We start from the raw sequence: 17,677 nt of genomic DNA on the forward strand, positions 1-17,677 counted from the left end.
TTCGGGGTGTCGGTTGCGGTGGACATGCGTCCCACCTTGCCAGCGTCCCCCGGCAGCCCGCCTGGAGGCTCGGCGCGGGGGGGGGGGGCCGGGCCCCCCCCCCCCCCGGGGGGGGGGGGGGGCCCCCGCCCCCCCCCCGCCTCCTGTCAGGGTCGTGCTGCTACTTCGACGACGTGAGCGAGTCCACGTAGTCCTGGTGTTCCGACGCCCACTTCTCGGTGATCGCCGGGTACTCGCTCGCCTTCGCACCGCTGTTGACCAGCGCGTTCTCGAGCGAGTACAGCGTGTCGGAGTCCATCGTGAAGTCCTGCATCCACTTCGCCGCCTGCGGGAAGTCGCTGGCGAAGTCCTTCTTGGCGATGGTGTGGATCTCCTCGTTCTTGCCGAGCGCGCCTTTCGGGTCCTTCAGGTCCTTGATCGGGAACGCGTCGTACGCCCAGTGCGGACGCCACAGGGTCACGACGACGTCCTGCTTCTTCGCGATCGATGCCTTGAGGTCGGCGAGCATCGCCGGCGTGGAGCTCGTGATGAAGTCCATCGAGCCGAGGCCGTACTGCGGGATGACCTCGTCCTGCACCACGGCGGTCTCGCCGGCGGCCGGCTCGATGCCGATGATCTTGTTCCCGAAGTCCGAGGCGTTCGCCTTGAGGTCCTCGATGGAGTCGATCTTCGAGTACTCCGGCACGGCGAGCTCGAGCGACGCCTGCTCGTTCCAGGCGCCGAGGTCGGTGAGCTGGTCGCCGTACTGCTCCATGTACTGCTTGTGGGTGTTCGGCAGCCAGGTGTCGAGCACGACGTCGTAGTCACCGGACGACAGCCCCTGGTAGGCGGGTGCGACGTCGGCGTTCGTGAGCTGGACGTCGTAGCCCTTCTCCTCGAGGACGTACTTCCAGAGCTGGCTGGCGGCGGTGTCCTCGTCCCAGCCGTTGAAGACGACGATCGACATGGACTTCTGGTCGCCGTTCGCGACGTTGCCGGTCGCGCCGTAGTACCCGGGGGGCATGCAGGCGCTCAGGCCGACGGCGGTGGCCGCGGCGAGGGCCGCTGCTGCGATGGTGCGCTTGGTCCGCTGCATCATGGTGTGGTCCTTCCTCAGGCACCGACGGGCTGGCGGTCGGGGGTGGTGCTCGCGGTGGCTGGCGCCGCCGTGGCGGCGTCCGGCACCGGCGCGGCGTTCGACGCCGGCTTCTGCTTGCGCCGCCACGGCCGGGAGGCTCCCCCAGCGTCGCCGCCGAGCGCTGCGGTCAGGCGGTCCAGCAGGATCGCCAGGACCACGACCGACAGACCGGCCTCCGCCCCGAGACCCACGTCGATGCGGTTCAGCGAGGCGACGATCTGCTCGCCGAGGCCGCCGGCGCCGACCATGCCGGCGATGACGACCATCGAGAGCGACAGCATGATGACCTGGTTGACGCCGGCCATGATGCTGGCCTTCGCGAGGGGCAGCTGGATCTGGCGGAGGATGCGCCACGGGCTGGACCCGAACGCGGCGCCGGCCTCGACGACCTCGCTCGGGACGCCGCGGATGCCGAGCTCGGTGAGCCGGACCCCTGGAGCCATCGCGAAGACGATCGTCGCGACGATCCCGGGGACGACGCCGACGCGGAAGAGCAGCAGCGCCGGGATCAGGTAGACGAACGCGGGGGTCGTCTGCATGAAGTCGAGCACGGGCCGGATCACCCGGCTGGCGGCGTCGGAGCGAGCGGCCCAGACCCCGAGCGGGATGCTGAAGACGACCGCGAGTCCGGCGGCGACGATGACGAGCGCCAGGGTGTCCATGGCGTTCGTCCACTGCCCGACGCTGACGATGAACAGCAGGCCGATCGCGGAACCGAGGGCGAGCTTCCAGCCCTTCAGGACGAAGGCGAGCGCGACGAGGACCAGGGTGACGACCCAGAACGGCGGGGTGGAGAGGAAGTACTCCATCCACGCGTCCATCCAGGTGAAGACGTAGCGGACCACGTCGAAGAACCCGGAGAGGTAGGTGGTGATCCAGGTGACGACGGCGGAGACCCAGCTGCCGAGGGGCAGATGGAAGTCGCCGAAGGAGTTCATGCCGGGGGTGATCACGCGTGATCTCCTTCCGTGGTCGCGGCGAGGGTCTCGTCGAGGTCGTCGTTCGAGATCCGGGTGACGGGCTCGAGCGTCTGGATCGGGTTCGTCGTCGTCGGGACGTTGCCGAGGGCGGCGAGGAGCGTCACGCGCGGCACGACACCGAGCAGCCGCTGCTCGTCGTCGACGACCGCGATGGGCAGCGGCGACTCGACGGCGAGTTCGAACAGGTCGGTGAGCGCCGTGTCCGGTGCCACCTGGGCGAACTCGGTGTTCACGATCGCGTCGAGGTTCGTGTCGCCGGCCTTGACCTGACGCATCACGTGCCGGTCGCGGACCCAGCCCTCGAGCTTCCGGCCGCGGCCGGTGACGAACACGGCGGCGGTCTGCAGGTCGCGCATGACTCGGAGCGCACCGCGCGGGCCTGCCGTGAGCGGGACGACGGCGCGGGCGGGCTCCATCACGCTCGAGGCGGTGAGCACGCGGGCGCGGTCGACGTCCTGCACGAACTGCGCGACGTAGTCGTTCGCCGGGTCCGTGAGGATGTCCTCCGGGGACCCGATCTGCACGATGCGTCCGTCGCGCATCACGGCGATCCGGTCGCCGAGGAACATCGCCTCGTTGAGGTCGTGCGTGATGAACACGATCGTCTTGCCGAGACGCTGCTGCAGGTCGACGAGCTGCTCCTGCATCTCGCGACGGATGAGCGGGTCGAGTGCGCTGAACGCCTCGTCCATCAGCAGGACGTCGGTCTCGGCGGCGAGCGCACGGGCGATGCCGACGCGCTGCTGCATGCCGCCGGAGAGCTCGTCCGGCTTGGCGTCGGCCCACACGTCGAGCCCGACGAGGTCGATGACCTCGCGGGCCTTGCGGAGCCGCTCGGACTTCTCGACGCCGTTGACCTCGAGGCCGTACGCGACGTTCTCGATCACCGTGCGGTGCGGCAGCAAGGCGAAGTGCTGGAAGACCATCGACACGCTCGACCGGCGGATGTCGCGGATCTCCTTCGGCGAGGCCTTGGTGACGGTGCGGCCGCCGATCTCCACGGAGCCGGCGGTCGGCTCGAGCAGACCGTTCAGCATCCGGATGAGGGTCGACTTGCCGGAGCCGGACAGGCCCATGACGACGAAGATCTCGCCCGGATGGACGTCGAACGACGCGTCGATGACGGCCGCGGAGCCGAACTCGCGGACGTCGTCGCGGGAGGCGCCGGCAGCGAGACGACGAACGGCCTCGGCCGGGCGTCGCCCGAAGACCTTGGTGATGTCACGGACCCGGACAGCGGGTGCCGTCGCAGGGGTGTCCGGCGCGGATGCGGGCCGGCTCTCGGGTGGGGCGATGGTCAACGGTGCTCCTCGCACGACCGTGGCGCGTGGCGCACGACGGACGTGTTGTGGTTGCGAACGGGTCGTCCGGCACCCTGTTCGTCGCGACCGCTGCAAGCCGTGCGCGAAGGGCGCAAGGCGAGCGATCACGCACGCGGGGGTCGTACTCGGGACGACCCCGGTCCGGGCGACCGTACGGCCCCCGCTGTGCTGCACGGAGGACGCGTCCTGATCGTCGGTGTCCCCTGAGGGGACGTTCAACGCTATCGACCGTTGTCCCCCGTCGCGAATCGACGTCCGCCGGAAAACCGGCACCCGTGTACCCCGGACACGGCGTGTCGCCCGAACCCATGCGGGTCGCGATCGTAACCGTCTCGTTACAGTTCAGGCGCCTCGGAGGTTTGTGTGCCGCCCCTGTTGCACCGCGCATGTAGCGTGGCGCGCATGACAGCGCAGAACGACACCGGGGTGGACCGCGCGCCCGCGAACGACTTCTCGCACGAGCAGGAGGGCTACCAGCACGGTCTGAAGCCCCGCCAGCTGCAGATGATCGCGATCGGCGGTGCGATCGGGACCGGCCTCTTCCTCGGTGCCGGCGGGCGACTCCACACGGCTGGACCGGCTCTGGCGGTCGTGTACCTGATCGCGGGCGTGTTCGCGTTCTTCATCCTGCGTGCGCTCGGCGAGCTCGTGCTCCACCGCCCGTCCTCCGGGTCCTTCATCTCCTACGCCCGCGAGTTCTACGGCGAGAAGTTCGCCTACGCCGCCGGCTGGATGTACTTCCTCAACTGGGCGATGACGTCGATCGTCGACACGACGGCCGTCGCCGTCTACCTGAAGTACTGGTCGGCGTTCACCGCCGCTCCGCAGTGGCTCCTCGCCCTCATCGCGCTGCTCGTCGTCCTCGCCGCGAACATGGTCGCGGTGAAGGTCTTCGGCGAACTCGAGTTCTGGTTCGCCATCATCAAGGTCGCAGCGCTCGTCGCCTTCCTCGTGATCGCGCTCATCTGGCTCATCTGGGCGTTCCCCGTCGAGGCCGGCGGCCAGCAGGTGCAGACCGGGTTCTCGATCTGGTCGGACAACGGCGGACTCCTGCCGAACGGACTCCTCCCGACCGTGCTCGTCGTGCAGGGCGTCGTCTTCGCGTACGCGGCCATCGAGCTCGTCGGCACCGCGTCCGGCGAGACGCAGAACACCGAGAAGGTCATCCCCCGCGCGATCAACTCCGTCGTCTTCCGCATCGCGGTCTTCTACGTCGGGTCGGTCGTGCTGCTGTCGCTCCTGCTGCCGTACACGGCGTACAAGGAGGGCGAGAGCCCCTTCGTCACCTTCTTCTCGTCGATCGGCAACCCGCAGGTGGGCGCGGTCGTCGGCTCGATCATGAACTTCGTCGTGCTCACCGCCGCGCTCTCGTCGCTGAACGCCGGCCTCTACTCGACCGGCCGTGCGCTGCACTCGATGGGCATGAACGGGTCGGCGCCGAAGTGGACCACGAAGATGACCCGCGGCGGCGTACCGTACGCCGGCATCCTGCTCACCGCTGCGTTCACCGTCGCCGGTGTCGTGCTCAACTACTTCATCCCGAGCCAGGCGTTCGAGATCGCACTGAACATCGCGAGCCTCGGCATCATCACCGCGTGGGGCACGATCATCCTCTGCCAGATGCGCCTGCGGTCCTGGGCGAAGCAGGGACTCGCGAAGGAACCGTCGTTCAAGCTCCCCGGTGCGCCCGTGACCTCGTGGTTGACGCTCGCGTTCCTGGCGTCCGTCATCGTGCTGATGGCGATCGACTACCCCGTCGGCACCTACACGATCGCGTCGCTCGTGATCGTCATCCCGCTGCTCATCGTCGGGTGGTTCCTGCAGCGCGACCGGATCCTGCGCATCGCGTCCCTCCGCGAAGGCGTCACCGGCCCGTACCCGATCACCGGCCGCGACCCGGCGAACCAGGTGCGCCGCGGCGACGACCGTGACGGGGACGATCAGGCCTGATCGTGTCCGCATCGCGCAACGCGGCGTCCCGGTGACGCCGAGAGGTCCGGCACCCATCGGTACGATCAGCGGGTGCCGGACCTCTCTGCTTCCCCCGAACTCGACCTGCAGCTCACGTGGCGGGGCGCCTTCGGACGCGTCCGTGTGTTCCGCGACCGCGTGCACGCAGAGACGAGCTACGAACGCGACGCGCTGACGACGGTCCCGATGGACGCCGTGCAGGGGTGGCGCATCGAGCCGTGCGACTTCGACGCGGTGTGCGTCGAGTTCCTCACGCCCGACGACACCTACCGCGTGCTGCTCGACACCTCGGACGAGGGCGTCGCGGCCCTGGCACTCCGCCGGACCCTCGGCACGCCGGCACCGGCAGCGAACTGACCCCGGTGGCGGCGCCGCGTCACGGCCAGTCCGGCGCGTCGGTGCCCGCGGCCACCCGATCGCCCCAGACGGCGTCGAGAGCGGCTGTCTGACCCGCGTCGAGCAGCACACCGCCGACGGCGACGTTCTCCTCGAGGTGCTGGACGCTCGACGTCCCGGGGATGAGCAGCACGTTCGACTCGTGCCCGAGCAGCCAGGCAAGTCCGACCTGCGCCGGTGTTGCTCCGACCTCGGCACCGACCCGCACCACGGCGGGCTCCTCCGCCACCTTCGGCAGCCCCGGGAAGGCACCCCCGAGCGGGAAGAACGGCACCCACGCGATGTCCTCGGCGACGCAGAGCTCCAGGAGGTCCTCGAACTCGCGGGCGACGAGCGAGTAGGCGTTCTGCACGCAGACGACACCGGCCGGCAGCGCCCGCCGGACGACGTCGGTCGTCACCGCACTGAGCCCGATGCCGCCGATGAGCCCCTCGTCGCGCATCGCCACCATCTCCGCGAGCTGGTCGTCGAGGTCGACGAGCTGCTCCCCCTCGGCGCGGAGCCCGGGGCCGGTGTCCGCCCGACGCAGGTTGACGACGTCGATGCGTTCGCGCCCGAGCGTGCGGAGGTTCGCCTCCACCTGCGCGCGTAGCTCCACCGGACGCTGGGCGAGGGCGAGCGGCACCGGTGCGTCGACGCGCACGGCTCCGACCTTGCTGACGACCGTGATCGCGTCGGAGTCGCCGAACGCCCGCCGGATCACGTCGTTGGCGACGCTGTTCCCGTAGAAGTCCGCCGTGTCGACGTGGTCGACGCCGAGTTCCGCGGCGCGGTGGAGCAGCGCGACGCCGGCCGCGCGGTCGTCCGCGAACCGCTCGAGTGCCATCGCGCCGTAGCCGATGCGTGCGACGCTGCGGCCGCCGAGCGAGCCGGTGTCCAAGGGTGCTGACATGGGGAGCCTCCGGTAGTCTGTCCAGCAAGCGGAGGTCCCTCCGCTTGCGTTCCCATCCTAAACGGAGGCACCTCCACTTTGTCCAGCCCCGACGCCCCCGTGTCCCGTCGCCCCCGCGCCGACGCCGCGCGCAACCGCGAGAAGCTCGTCGATGCGGCACGAGCGGCGTTCACGACCGCCGGCGAGGACGCGTCCCTCGAAGCGGTCGCCCGCTCCGCCGGGGTCGGGATCGGCACGCTCTACCGGAACTTCCCGACGCGCGAGGACCTCGTCGCCGCCGTCTACGCAGTCGAGCTCGATGCGGTCCTCGGCACCGTCGACGGCTTCCTCGCAGAGCTCCCCGCCGACCGCGCACTCCGCGCCTTCGCCGACCGGTACGCCGGGTTCGTCCAGACCAAGCGCGGCATGGCGGAGACCGTGCGGGTGGGGGCGATCCGCGGAGCAGCCGAGACCGTGCACACCCGTGAGCGCGTGAACGCCGCCGTGCAGCGGTTCCTGGACGCCGGAGCGGCTGACCGCACCCTCCGCACGGACGTCGTGGCCGACGACGTCACCGCGGCCCTGATCGGCGTGCTGCTGTCGACGCGGGACACCACCGACCCGGCGCAGACCGGTCGCCTGCTCGACATCGTGGTGGAAGGACTCCGCCGGCTCGATCGCTAGGCGTTCTCCGGCGAGAACTGCGTCACGCGGAACGTCGCGCCCTGCGGGTCCTGGAGCTCGGCCGCGCGGGTCCAGTGGCCCGCCCACGACCCGAGCACACGGCCTCCGAGCTCCTCGACGCGGGCAGCGGCAGCATCACGGTCGGCGACGCTGAACGAGACGTGCCAGTCGTCCCCGCCGGAGTCGAGCGGCGCCAACGCACCGACGACGTCCGCGAAGCCCTCGGGAGCACCGACCTGCCGCTCGCGGATGTCCGGATCCGAGGTCGCGGCGAGGTGGTCGCCGTACCCGGGGAGCCGGACCATGACGCTCTCCCCCTCGGCGACGTCGGACACCTGCCAGCCGAAGAGCGACTCGTAGAAGGAGATCGCCTGCCGCGGGTCGGTCGAGCGGAGGTCGCTGAACACCCACTTACCCGGGGCGTTGATGTGCTGCGACCCGAGTCGGCCGCGCGCCTGCCAGAGCGCGAACGCGGCGCCGCGCGGGTCGATGCAGTCGACGCTGCGACCGGCGCTGCCACCTGGGCCCGCGTCCGCCGGCGGAGCGGCCGTCCCGCCGAGTTCGACGACCCGAGCGGCGGCGGCGTCGGCGTCGTCCACCGCGATGTACGTGATCCACGCGGCCGGGTCCTCGCTCGACGCGAGTGCACCGACGTCACGGCCGTCGATCGTCGCGATCCGGTAGGAGCCGGGCGCGGACGGTGGGAGTCGTTCCTCGAGGTCCCAACCGAATAGTGCCCCGTAGAAGTCGGCGGCGGCGTCGGCGTCCGGGAACCGTCCCTCGATCCAGCTCGGCACGCCCTGCGGGTACGTACGAGGTGTCGCATCGGTCATCGTGCCCTCCGAGTGGTCGTCGGCAGCGTCGCCGGATGCGCCCAGGTCTCCACCGGGCAACCGACGGCAGCACGCGCCGTCGGCCGCTGCGCCGGGTCAGTCGTCCGTGTCGACGACGTTCGTGACGACGTCGCCGGAGCCTGCGTCGATGCGGATGCTGTGCTTGGTCCCGGAGTCGTCGCGGACGTCACCCTCCCAGACGACCTTCCCGGCGTGGTCGTCGAGACCGAGCTCCGTGACCGCGCCGGACACCTCGTCCGTCAGACGCGCCGCGGCATCCCGCACGTCGATCGTCGCGGCGTCGACGAAGCGCTGGTGCTCGGCGCGGTCGTCGGCGTCGGAGTCGTCGGTCACCGGGTCGCCCGTGGTCGCGGTGCCGTCGGCGTTCGTGTGGACCTCGTGCTCGGCCTGGTCGGACGTCACGACGAGGACCTCCCACGCGGAGCCGTTCTGCTCCCGCTCGACCGAGATGACGGTCCCGGAGCCCACGGCGTCGCGAGCGGTCGCGACCGCGGCGAGCAGGGCGGCGTTCGACGCGGCGGTGGTGGCTGCTCCGGACACGGACGCGCTGGCCGAGCCCGACCCGGACGAGTCGGAACCGGAGGAACCGCCCGAGCCGCTCGCGCAGCCGGTCACGGCGAGGGCGCCGGCCACCAGGACGGTGGCGGACAGGGCGAGGCGACGGGTACGGGGCATGTCGGTGACGTTCATGCGGCAAGCCTGGCGAGAGGGTGCTGAAGCAGTCCTGAAGCCCGCTGGTCATCCACCGAGTGCGATGCGAACGACGAAGCGGGCACCGCCGAGCGGCGCGTCCTCGATCACCACCGAACCACCGTGCGCGCGCACCGCGTCCCGCACGATCGCGAGTCCGATCCCCGATCCCCCGTCGTCGCGGCTGCGGGCCTCGTCGAGGCGCACGAACCGCTCGAACACGCGGTCGCGCTCCGGTCCCGGCACCCCGACACCGTCGTCGTCCACGGTGAGGACCGCCCACGCCTCCTCCGCACGCACGCCCAGCGCGATCCGTCCCGACGCGTGCCGCACGGCGTTGTCGACGAGGTTCCGCACGACGCGCGACAGCACGCCCGCGTCGCCGAGCACCCTGGCCGGCCCGACGCCCGTTCCGTCGACCGTCACGAGCCCAGCGGAGCGCACCCGGGAGACCTCGGCGAGCACCAGGTCGTCCAGGTCGACCGCGCGCCCGTCGGCGACCCCGCGTTCGTCGAGCTTCGAGAGCACGAGGAGTCCGTCGACCAAGCGCGCGAGGCGGTCGTTCTCGGCCGTGACGACCTCCGCCAGCTCACCGACCCCGATCCGGTCCGGATGCGCAGCCGCCACCGACGCGTGCTGTCGGACGGACGCGATCGGCGACCGCAGCTCGTGCGATGCATCCGCCACGAACTGCCGTTGCGCCGATGCCGACCGGTCGAGCCGCTCGAGCATCGCGTTCATGGTGTCCGCGAGACGGGCGACCTCGTCCCCGGTGTCCGGCACGGCGATCCTGGCGCCGCGAGCGTCACCCCGGACGGCGTCGACCTCGCGCCGGATCCGGTCGACGGGGCGGAGCGAGCGCCCGACGACGATCCAGGTCCCGACGCCCATCAGCGCGACGAGGACGGGCACGCCGACCGCGAGCAGGGTGGTCACGGCCGTCGTCGCCGTGTCCGCGGAATCCAGCGACGAGCCGAACACGATCGTCGCCTCGGTGCCGTCCGGCAGGTCCACGTCGTCGGACACGAGCAGCCACCGCTCACCGTCGTGCGTCCAACGGCTCTCGTCGTCGGTCGAGAGCGCCGGCGGGTCGGCGTCGTCCCCGTGCGCCAGGACCCGCCCGCCGTCGCCGACGACCTGCACGAGGACGTCGTCGTAGCCGTCCACCGCGTCGGCGCCGTCGGCCTCGACCCGTGCGGACGCCTGTTCGAGCCCGCTCTCCGCGCTCGTCCTGACCCCCTCGACGAGCACCAGCCGGAGCACCACCACGAACGCGGCGGAGCCGACCACGAGGGCCGCGAGGACCAACGCGACCGCACCGAACGTCGTCCGCGCGCGGAGACTGCGGAGCCGCCGGCGCCGTTCAGGCACCGTCGGCCGCCAGTCGGTAGCCAGCGCCACGCACCGTCTCGATCGAGTTCCGCCCGAAGGGCCGGTCGACCTTCCGCCGCAGGTGTCCGACGTACACCTCGACGATGTTCGGGTCGCCGTCGAAGTCGACGTCCCAGACGTTCTCGATGACGTCCCGCTTCGAGCAGACCTGGCCGGCACGGCGGGCGAGGAACTCGAGCACCGCGAACTCGCGGCTCGTCAGGTCGAGTCGCTGCGCGCCTCGTGCGACCGTCCTGGCCGCCGGGTCGACCACCAGGTCCCCCACCGTGAGCACACTCGGTCGCTCACGCGCTCCCCGGCGGACGAGGGCGCGGATCCGCGCGACGAGGACGGGGTGCGAGAACGGCTTCGTGACGTAGTCGTCGGCGCCGGCGTCGAGGGCCTCGACCTGGTCCCACTCGCCGTCCTTCGCGGTGAGCATGAGCACCGGGGTCCAGTTCTCCTCGGCACGGAGCTGGCCGCAGACCGCCCACCCGCTCATCCCAGGCATCATCAGGTCGAGCACGATCGCGTCGTAGCCGAACTCCCGCGCGTGCCACAGGCCGTCGACACCGTCGTGGGCGACGTCGACCGCCCACCCTTCGGCCTCGAGCCCTCGGCGGACGCCGTCGGCGAGTCGCACCTCGTCGTCGACCACCAGCACACGCATGTCCTGCATTCTGGCGGCCGGCGCTGAAGCGCACCTGAAGCGGTGGTCCCGACCAGGGCCGGACGGGAGGCACGGTGCGGCCCCGCCCCGAGCCTCCCGTCCGGACACGGCGCCGGCGCGGCCGGCGCCGTCAGACCAGCAGCAGGATGCCCGCGACGATTGACGCGGCGGTGATCGCCAGCGCGACCAGCAGGAGCACGAGGTGGACCGTGTAGAACGTCGTCGGGCGCCCCGACGCGTCGCGCGCCCTGGTGTCCTTCGCCACGCGCTGGAAGAAGCGCGGCCAGGCGATCAGGTTGAACAGGGCACCGACGAACAGGACGACTGCGGCGAAGACGAGCACCCGACGAGTCTACGCAGCGGGTGTCGGAGATCGGTGGTGCTCGGCCGCCCCCAACGCGGCCGAGTCCCACCGGACGATCGCCACACATTGTGTAGCAATTGCTACAGACCTTACACGGTGGGGATGACCACGTCGAGCCATCCCGTGGGATCGACGTCCCGCTCGGCGCCGTGCCGGGCACCACGGACGACGTGCAGGCGTGCTGGCGCGGGCCACGCGGCGACGAGTCGTTCGCTCGTCACGAGCGGCACGGTGGTGTCGGCGTCGCTGTGGACGACGACGAGTGGTGGGGCGACCAGCGGGCGTCGCGCCGGTCGGAGCGACACGGGTGCTGGCTGCCCCGCGAACCGACAGATCACGGGCGTGGCGAGGACGGCCCGCACCGCTGTGGCGAGGATCCTCCCGAGCACGCCCCCTCGAGCACCGTGTGCGATCGTCTCGGACCAGTCGACGAGCGGTCCGGTGAGCACGACGGCTCGGACCGTCACGGGGAGCGGCTCTGCCAGCGCCCTGAGCCACAGGGACGCGCCGAACGACCAGCCGAGCAGGGTGACCTCCGTGGCACCGCGATCCGCCGCGAACCGGATCCACGCGAGGGCCTCTGCCGCCTCTCGAGCACCGAACGCGTGCCGCCGTGCCGGTCGCCGGGCGGAGTGCGACGCGAACAGACAGGCGTACCCGAGCTCCTGGAACGCCGGTGCCACTTCCTGGTGCCGGAGCGGGTGCGACCCGAGCCCGGGCAGGAACAGCGCCCACCGCCCACTGCCGTCGGGTCCGGGCGCGATCCACCCGGGCAGGTCGTCGATCGACACGCTCGTCAGCGTCGGATCCGGGACGACGTCGGGGGTGTCGTACAGCGCGGCCGCGCGCCTGCCCACGAAGGACGCTGCCGCGACGGCGAGGCCACCGAGCGCGCCGACCGCGACCGCCCCGCGCGTGACCGCCCTAGGCCACATCGAGCGCGGCCTCCGCACGCGCGAGCACTGCACGCTCCCGGTCGGTCAGGGCTGCACGGGAGCTCCGGACGCCGTCGTTGATCTCGACGATCAGCCGGCTGAGTCGCGTGGCGGGATCGGCGGAGACCGGGTACTCGTTGTCCGTGCCGACCCGGGCGTGCAGTGACTCCAGCGCACGGATCGCCGTCGTCACCGCACGGGACCGACGTGCCTGGGCGACACGGTGTCCGATCACCAGGAGCAGCATGCCGGACGCGACGCAGATCACCGCGCCGGGCGTCGTGACGTCGTACGGCGGCGACAGCGTGCGGGTCAGGGCGACGTCACCGAAGACGTGCGCCAGGTCCATCACCACGACGACGACCATCCGGACCACGCCGAACACACCGCCGACGACGAGTACCCACAGCCCGAGGAGGTCGGTGCGCGTCCGGGCTTCGCGCACGTGCAGCACGCAGATGATGCCGGTCGCCCCGAGTGCCACCCCAAGGTAGAGCGTCTGGGCGATCGAGTACACGGCCGCGGCGGGGTGGATCCCCGCGACGAGCATGAACGTCGTCGTGGTCGCCGGCTTGTCGAGCACGACGAACGCGGTTACGATCACGACGCCGACGACGATGCACGACACGACGATCGCGTTCCGGAGCCACGGCCCCGCGGCGCCGACGGCCTTCGCGACGCCCCACAGCAGCGTGCTGGTGCCGGCGATCATCAGGCAGTCGCTCACGACCGTGACGACGTTGACCCCGCCGAACAACGGGTCCAGCCAGAGGTACAGCGGGTCGACGTTCGTGACGATGGTCGCGCAGAAGAGCAGGAACGTGACCGCGAGCGTGCGGTCCTGGCCGCGCTGCAGCACAAAGAGCGCGACGGCCCCGGCGACGAGCAGGACGGCCTGGACGACCGACAGGATCACCCGAAGACCCCGCGGAAGGCGCTCGGGCGACTCCGGTGGTCCCGGATCAGCTGCGCGAGCCGGTCCGCGAAGAGCTCGGCCTCGCGCTCGAACTCGTTCTCGAACAAGCCGCGGGCCATCGCACGCTCGACCTTGTACTCCGGCAGGTCCGGGATGACGTCGCGGATGTAGGCCGACTGCGCGGAGACCTCGTGGTGCGCGTGCAGCACGTGCCCGAGCTCGTGTCCGATCACGAACGAACGGAAGGTCTGCGACGGCGTCGGCGAGATCATGATGAGGTGCTCGTGCTCGAGCGTCGCGACGAACCCGCAGACCGGCTCGGTCGCGAGGAACGCCTCTTCGCGCACGACGACCGGCTTGCCGACGAGCTCGGACGCGGCGGCGACGGCCTGGTCGACGCCGGACCAGCCCTCGTCGTGCCCGCGCGCCCAGAACGCGTCGATGCGGGATGCGGTCACGGCTCGATCCCGCGCTGCGACTCCTCTTCGATCACCGCAGCGATCCGTCGGAGTGCTTCCGGCGAGAGCTCACCGGGGAACGTGCGTGCCGCGAAGCCGCTGACGCGCGCCGAGCGGAGCGATCGGACGAGGGCGAGCTGGGCGCCGATCCGCTCGGGGACCTCGCTGTCCTCGAGCAGGAAGCGCTCGTCGACCTCGAAGAATCCGGCGAGGAGCTGCAGCAACTCGGTGTCCCGGTTGCGACGGCCGTCGCCCGAGATCATGTACGTCCACTTCGCACGGGAGAGCGATCCCCCGCGGGCGTCGACGTAGTCCTCGATCGCGGAGAACGGCACCGGAGCACCGCGCTGCGACTCCTCGAAGTCGAGCAGGAGGTTCAGACGGCGAGCAAGCTCGGCGGCGTCGAGGGCCCCGCCCTTCGGCTCCCTGGTGATCATCGTTCCCGACCCCCTCGGATACACGGAAACCCCCGCCGAAGCGAGGGTCCCAGTCGTGTGCACCCCCTCGGACTTGAACCGAGAACCCACTGATTAAGAGTCAGTTGCTCTGCCAATTGAGCTAGAGGTGCATGCCCAGATCGCTCTGGACTCTGCTGCAGCTTGTGTGCCGCAACGGGAATCAACAATAGCATGGGTTTTGCGCGCCCGTGACCACCTCCGGGTGCCGACCGAACAGGAGCACCATGACCGACCGTCTCGCCGCCGGCGACACCGCCCCCGACTTCACCCTGCAGGACCAGGACGGCACCGAGCACACCCTCGGATCCCTGCGTGGACGCAAGGTCATCGTGTACTTCTACCCCGCTGCGTCGACCCCCGGGTGCACGACCGAGGCCTGCGACTTCCGCGACAACATGTCGTCGCTCCAGGCGGCCGGGTACGAGGTCCTCGGCGTGTCGAAGGACGAACTCCCCGCGCTCAAGAAGTTCCAGCACGAGCAGGCGCTCACGTTCCCGCTCCTCAGCGACCCCGACCTCGCCGTGCACAAGGCGTACGGAGCATGGGGCGAGAAGAACAACTACGGCAAGGTCGTCACCGGGACGATCCGTTCGACGATCGTCGTCGACGAGGACGGCACCGTGCAGCTCCCGCTCTACAACGTGAAGGCGACCGGCCACGTGGCGAGCCTCCGGAAGAAGCTCGGCCTGGTCTGACACCAGGACGGACGGGAGGCGCGGTGCCAGCTGGCACCGCGCCTCCCGTCCGTTCTGCAGTGGACGTCTACTCGGCGCGACGCGCGAGCGCGGACGTCACCGACTTCGACAGCACCAGCGTGATCGCCAGGAGCGCCGGGATGAGCAGCGCCCACCCGACGGCCGGCACCCGGAAGACACCCTGGAACGCACCGATCGCGAGCGCGCCCTGCATGACCTGCCAGACGATGATCCCGCTGCGGACCCAGGCGCGGCGGTGCCAGAGGCCGACGAGCATCGACCCGAGCCAGAGCGCGGCGATCGCGGTGAGGACGGTCAGGGCGATGCCGGAGGCGAGGCTCGTGGCCGGCGAGACGAGCACCTCGACGAGCAGCACGACGGTCACGACGACGAGTGCGGCGAACTCGAGCGCGAGCACGACGAGGAGCACGATCATCGCCCTGGACCTCGGCTCGTGGACGTCCGGGGTGGTCGGGGTGGTGTCAGACACAGTGTTCCTCCAGCAATGCAACCCTTGATTTGGCCATACCAGTATGGAACGATGTTCGAGGTCGTTTGGACGGCACGATGTGGTGTGCGTCTCCCGTGGTTCGACGCTCTTCTTCGGAGCGTTCTGCGGGCGTCAGACTCTCCCCGCGCGGAATCGCCTCCCCACAGGTTCCCCCCGCACGTCACATGACCATGTGCAGAGTTCTCCAGCCCCGAACCACGGCCCCGGCCTGCCGTTCGAGCATCGATTTTCAAGGAGCACCACCACATGGATTGGCGTGACAAGGCTGCCTGCCTCACTGCGGACCCCGAGCTCTTCTTCCCCGTCGGGAACACCGGGCCGGCCGTGGACCAGATCGAGAAGGCCAAGTCGGTGTGCGCCCGTTGCACCGTGACCGAGATGTGCCTGCAGTACGCACTCGAGAACAACCAGGACTCGGGCGTCTGGGGCGGCCTCAGCGAGGACGAGCGTCGCGCGCTCAAGCGCCGCGCCGCCCGCGCCCGTCGCGCTTCCTGACGCGCTGACCCGACGCCCGCCGCACCCCTCGGGGTGCGGCGGGCGTCGTCGTGCCCGCTGGTGCGTCGTGGGCGCCGTGCCCGTTCCGGTCGCCTGACCGCCCGGGCCGCCCCGGCCACCTGGAGGACCGGTGCCCGTCCGACGGACACGGCCCGGGCCTCCCGGCGGCCGCGTCGCGCCCCGTTGGGGACAGCGCGCCCCCGCGCGACGGGGTGCGACGCTCGCAGCCGGGCGCGACTGCACAACCGGAAGCAGTCCGCACCACGTGGTGACGTGGTGCGGACTGCTTTCGGTTGTGCAGGTGGCGGGAGCGCCGCCGCGCTACGCGGCCGCGGTCTCCCAGCGGAAGGGGATCGAGATGGTGACCTCGGTGCCGCTGCCGGTCAGCGTGTGCCAGTCGATCGTGCCGCCGAGCTCGCCCTGGATGAGCGTGCGGACGATCTGCGTGCCGAGCCCCGAGCCGACCTTGCCCTCCGGGAGGCCGACGCCGTTGTCGCGCACCTGGATCGACAGGTGGTCGTCGCTGCGGTTCGCCACGATCTCGACCTCGCCGTCGCGGCCGTCCAGCCCGTGCTCCACGGCGTTCGTCACGAGCTCGGTGAGGCCGAGCGCCAGCGGGGTGGCCGCCTCGGACGGCAGGACCCCGAACTCGCCCGTCTTCTTCGGGTGGACCGTTGTGTTGTGCGACGCCGCGACCTCGGTCACGAGCTTCAGCACGGAGTCGAAGACCTCGTCGAAGTCGACGTTCTGGCTCAGGCCGGTCGACAGGGTGTCGTGCACGACGGCGATCGCCGCGACCCGCCGCATCGCGTTCTGCAGTGAGGTCCTGGCCTCGTCCGAGTGGGTCCGGCGCGCCTGGATGCGCAGCAGCGACGCCACGGTCTGCAGGTTGTTCTTCACCCGGTGGTGGATCTCCCGGATGGTGGCGTCCTTGGTGATGAGCTCCCGTTCCTGGTGCCGCATCTCGGTGACGTCGCGGCAGAGGACCACCGCGCCGATCCGCTCACCGTGGTCGCGGAGCGGGATCGAGCGCAGGGACACCGTGACGCCCTTCGACTCGATGTCCGCGCGCCACGGGGCACGGCCGGTGACCACGAGCGGCAGGGACTCGTCGACGTCGAGCTGCTGCCCGAGGAGCTCGGTCGTGACCTCGGCGAGGGACTTCCGCTCGAGCTCCCCCTCGAAGCCCATGCGGTTGAACGCGCTGAGGCCGTTGGGGCTCGCGAACGTCACGATGCCGTTCGTGTCGAGGCGGAGCAGCCCGTCGCTGGCACGAGGAGCACCACGACGGGGTCCGGCCGGGGCGCCGAGGTCCGGGAAGTCGCCGGTGGCGATCATGCCGAACAGGTCGTTCGCGCTCGCGGTGAAGTTGAGCTCCTGCCGGCTCGGCGTGCGCATCTCGTCCTGGTTCGAGTGACGCGTGACGACCGCGATGGGACGCTCGGTCGTCTGCTTGCTCTTCGGGCTCAGGCGCCGCAGGACCGGGATCGCACGGACGCGGGTCGGGGTGTCCTCGTACCAGTCGGGCTCGGCGGAGTCGACGACCCTCGCGCTCGCGAAGCTCTCGGTGACCTGCTCACGCCACTCCTCACGGATCTCCTGGCCGACGATGTCGCGGTAGAAGAGCGTGGCGGCGGACGACGGACGGGCGTGCGCGACGGCCACGAAGGAGCCGTCCTCGGCGGTCGGGACCCACAGCACCATGTCCGCGAAGGACAGGTCGGAGAGCAGCTGCCAGTCCCCGACGAGCAGGTGGAGCCACTCCACGTCCGCTTCGGAGGATCGGCCTTGTGCGAGGACGAGATCACTGAGGGTCGACACCGGCCCAGTCTAGGTGCGGCGGCCTGTGGACAGTTCGTCACCGTCCACAGGTCGGACGCTGATGAATTCCTCATCTCACATGCACCATACGCTCGCCC

The 17,677-nt window shown here is 70.7% G+C and carries 20 protein-coding genes and 1 tRNA gene; 5 read left to right on the plus strand and 16 right to left on the minus strand.

The features are described from left to right. Window positions 1–160: 160 nt before the first annotated feature. From ACO0E1_RS17330 to ACO0E1_RS17340, 3 genes are read right to left on the minus strand one after another with little or no spacing between them, the layout of a single operon-like run. Window positions 161–1,078, minus strand: a complete 918-nt coding sequence (locus ACO0E1_RS17330; protein ID WP_422875303.1) for a glycine betaine ABC transporter substrate-binding protein — start codon at window positions 1,076–1,078, stop codon at window positions 161–163. Between the two features lie 14 nt (window positions 1,079–1,092). After that, window positions 1,093–2,055 carry an ABC transporter permease gene (locus tag ACO0E1_RS17335; protein ID WP_422875345.1) on the minus strand — a complete coding sequence of 321 codons (963 nt, stop codon included), beginning with the start codon at window positions 2,053–2,055 and terminating at the stop codon, window positions 1,093–1,095. 11 nt (window positions 2,056–2,066) lie between these two features. Next, entirely contained in the window at window positions 2,067–3,392 is a 1,326-nt protein-coding gene (locus tag ACO0E1_RS17340; RefSeq protein ID WP_422875346.1) for a quaternary amine ABC transporter ATP-binding protein, read from the minus strand. 429 nt (window positions 3,393–3,821) lie between these two features. Between ACO0E1_RS17340 and ACO0E1_RS17345 the strand changes: the two genes are divergently transcribed. Continuing rightward, window positions 3,822–5,369 (plus strand): amino acid permease, encoded by a 1,548-nt coding sequence (locus ACO0E1_RS17345; protein WP_422875304.1) that lies wholly within the window; start codon window positions 3,822–3,824, stop codon window positions 5,367–5,369. Window positions 5,370–5,441: 72 nt separating this feature from the next. Beyond that, window positions 5,442–5,747: a hypothetical protein gene (locus ACO0E1_RS17350; protein ID WP_422875305.1), complete on the plus strand. Its 306-nt coding sequence runs from the start codon at window positions 5,442–5,444 to the stop codon at window positions 5,745–5,747. 19 nt (window positions 5,748–5,766) lie between these two features. Here ACO0E1_RS17350 and ACO0E1_RS17355 read toward each other — a convergent pair whose 3' ends face one another. Continuing rightward, window positions 5,767–6,678, minus strand: coding sequence for an aldo/keto reductase (locus ACO0E1_RS17355; RefSeq protein WP_422875306.1), 912 nt, complete (start codon window positions 6,676–6,678; stop codon window positions 5,767–5,769). 78 nt (window positions 6,679–6,756) lie between these two features. On the opposite strand from ACO0E1_RS17355, the gene ACO0E1_RS17360 reads away from it, so the two are divergent. Beyond that, on the plus strand, window positions 6,757–7,341 hold the full coding sequence (locus ACO0E1_RS17360) for a TetR/AcrR family transcriptional regulator (protein WP_422875307.1): 585 nt from the start codon (window positions 6,757–6,759) through the stop codon (window positions 7,339–7,341). On the opposite strand, the gene ACO0E1_RS17365 is transcribed toward ACO0E1_RS17360, so the two are convergent. The 10 genes from ACO0E1_RS17365 to ACO0E1_RS17410 all read right to left on the minus strand — a co-directional run bounded on the left by ACO0E1_RS17365 (window position 7,338) and on the right by ACO0E1_RS17410 (window position 14,167). Beyond that, complete coding sequence (locus ACO0E1_RS17365) at window positions 7,338–8,174, minus strand: VOC family protein (protein WP_422875308.1); 837 nt, start codon at window positions 8,172–8,174, stop codon at window positions 7,338–7,340. The genes ACO0E1_RS17360 and ACO0E1_RS17365 overlap by 4 nt on opposite strands. A gap of 96 nt (window positions 8,175–8,270) precedes the next feature. Further along, entirely contained in the window at window positions 8,271–8,885 is a 615-nt protein-coding gene (locus tag ACO0E1_RS17370; RefSeq protein WP_422875309.1) for a PepSY domain-containing protein, read from the minus strand. Window positions 8,886–8,933: 48 nt separating this feature from the next. Further along, window positions 8,934–10,286 (minus strand): sensor histidine kinase, encoded by a 1,353-nt coding sequence (locus ACO0E1_RS17375; RefSeq protein ID WP_422875310.1) that lies wholly within the window; start codon window positions 10,284–10,286, stop codon window positions 8,934–8,936. Then, window positions 10,249–10,926, minus strand: a complete 678-nt coding sequence (locus ACO0E1_RS17380; protein ID WP_422875311.1) for a response regulator transcription factor — start codon at window positions 10,924–10,926, stop codon at window positions 10,249–10,251. The genes ACO0E1_RS17375 and ACO0E1_RS17380 overlap by 38 nt, the downstream gene beginning before the upstream one ends. Before the next feature lie 130 nt (window positions 10,927–11,056). Beyond that, on the minus strand, window positions 11,057–11,269 hold the full coding sequence (locus ACO0E1_RS17385) for an SCO4848 family membrane protein (RefSeq protein ID WP_281264946.1): 213 nt from the start codon (window positions 11,267–11,269) through the stop codon (window positions 11,057–11,059). A 110-nt stretch (window positions 11,270–11,379) separates the two neighbouring features. Continuing rightward, a complete protein-coding gene (locus ACO0E1_RS17390; RefSeq protein WP_422875312.1) occupies window positions 11,380–12,225 on the minus strand; it encodes an alpha/beta hydrolase in 846 nt (281 codons plus the stop codon). Then, window positions 12,215–13,141: a hypothetical protein gene (locus tag ACO0E1_RS17395; RefSeq protein WP_422875313.1), complete on the minus strand. Its 927-nt coding sequence runs from the start codon at window positions 13,139–13,141 to the stop codon at window positions 12,215–12,217. The genes ACO0E1_RS17390 and ACO0E1_RS17395 overlap by 11 nt, the downstream gene beginning before the upstream one ends. After that, the gene (locus tag ACO0E1_RS17400) at window positions 13,138–13,599 is read right to left on the minus strand and encodes a M48 family metalloprotease (protein WP_422875314.1); all 462 of its coding nucleotides are present in this window, start codon (window positions 13,597–13,599) and stop codon (window positions 13,138–13,140) included. Before ACO0E1_RS17400 ends, ACO0E1_RS17395 begins: the two co-directional genes overlap by 4 nt. Then, a complete protein-coding gene (locus tag ACO0E1_RS17405) occupies window positions 13,596–14,036 on the minus strand; it encodes a hypothetical protein (RefSeq protein ID WP_281264950.1) in 441 nt (146 codons plus the stop codon). The genes ACO0E1_RS17400 and ACO0E1_RS17405 overlap by 4 nt, the downstream gene beginning before the upstream one ends. A gap of 58 nt (window positions 14,037–14,094) precedes the next feature. Further along, window positions 14,095–14,167: transfer RNA gene (locus ACO0E1_RS17410), tRNA-Lys, on the minus strand. 114 nt (window positions 14,168–14,281) lie between these two features. Here ACO0E1_RS17410 and bcp point away from each other — a divergent pair. Beyond that, window positions 14,282–14,752, plus strand: a complete 471-nt coding sequence (gene bcp, locus ACO0E1_RS17415) for a thioredoxin-dependent thiol peroxidase (protein WP_281264951.1) — start codon at window positions 14,282–14,284, stop codon at window positions 14,750–14,752. Between the two features lie 67 nt (window positions 14,753–14,819). Here the strand turns inward: bcp and ACO0E1_RS17420 are convergent, their stop codons facing one another. Next, a complete protein-coding gene (locus ACO0E1_RS17420; protein WP_422875315.1) occupies window positions 14,820–15,242 on the minus strand; it encodes a hypothetical protein in 423 nt (140 codons plus the stop codon). 267 nt (window positions 15,243–15,509) lie between these two features. Here ACO0E1_RS17420 and ACO0E1_RS17425 point away from each other — a divergent pair, with 267 nt between their 5' ends. Beyond that, window positions 15,510–15,758 (plus strand): WhiB family transcriptional regulator, encoded by a 249-nt coding sequence (locus ACO0E1_RS17425; protein ID WP_017888820.1) that lies wholly within the window; start codon window positions 15,510–15,512, stop codon window positions 15,756–15,758. 321 nt (window positions 15,759–16,079) lie between these two features. On the opposite strand, the gene ACO0E1_RS17430 is transcribed toward ACO0E1_RS17425, so the two are convergent. Further along, on the minus strand, window positions 16,080–17,579 hold the full coding sequence (locus ACO0E1_RS17430; RefSeq protein WP_422875316.1) for a sensor histidine kinase: 1,500 nt from the start codon (window positions 17,577–17,579) through the stop codon (window positions 16,080–16,082). Between the last annotated feature and the right edge of the window lie 98 nt (window positions 17,580–17,677).

Source organism: Curtobacterium guangdongense (assembly GCF_049341845.1).
Classification (GTDB): domain Bacteria; phylum Actinomycetota; class Actinomycetes; order Actinomycetales; family Microbacteriaceae; genus Curtobacterium; species Curtobacterium guangdongense.

Excerpts from the sequence above, each read along its gene's own strand:
- ACO0E1_RS17330 (WP_422875303.1), bottom strand. The coding sequence starts at position 1,078 with ATGATGCAGCGGACCAAGCGCACCATCGCAGCAGCGGCCCTCGCCGCG.
- ACO0E1_RS17335 (WP_422875345.1), bottom strand. The coding sequence starts at position 2,055 with ATGAACTCCTTCGGCGACTTCCATCTGCCCCTCGGCAGCTGGGTCTCC.
- ACO0E1_RS17345 (WP_422875304.1), top strand. The coding sequence starts at position 3,822 with ATGACAGCGCAGAACGACACCGGGGTGGACCGCGCGCCCGCGAACGAC.
- ACO0E1_RS17355 (WP_422875306.1), bottom strand. The coding sequence starts at position 6,678 with ATGTCAGCACCCTTGGACACCGGCTCGCTCGGCGGCCGCAGCGTCGCA.
- ACO0E1_RS17365 (WP_422875308.1), bottom strand. The coding sequence starts at position 8,174 with ATGACCGATGCGACACCTCGTACGTACCCGCAGGGCGTGCCGAGCTGG.
- ACO0E1_RS17370 (WP_422875309.1), bottom strand. The coding sequence starts at position 8,885 with ATGAACGTCACCGACATGCCCCGTACCCGTCGCCTCGCCCTGTCCGCC.
- ACO0E1_RS17380 (WP_422875311.1), bottom strand. The coding sequence starts at position 10,926 with ATGCGTGTGCTGGTGGTCGACGACGAGGTGCGACTCGCCGACGGCGTC.
- ACO0E1_RS17390 (WP_422875312.1), bottom strand. The coding sequence starts at position 12,225 with ATGTGGCCTAGGGCGGTCACGCGCGGGGCGGTCGCGGTCGGCGCGCTC.
- ACO0E1_RS17405 (WP_281264950.1), bottom strand. The coding sequence starts at position 14,036 with ATGATCACCAGGGAGCCGAAGGGCGGGGCCCTCGACGCCGCCGAGCTT.
- bcp (WP_281264951.1), top strand. The coding sequence starts at position 14,282 with ATGACCGACCGTCTCGCCGCCGGCGACACCGCCCCCGACTTCACCCTG.
- ACO0E1_RS17425 (WP_017888820.1), top strand. The coding sequence starts at position 15,510 with ATGGATTGGCGTGACAAGGCTGCCTGCCTCACTGCGGACCCCGAGCTC.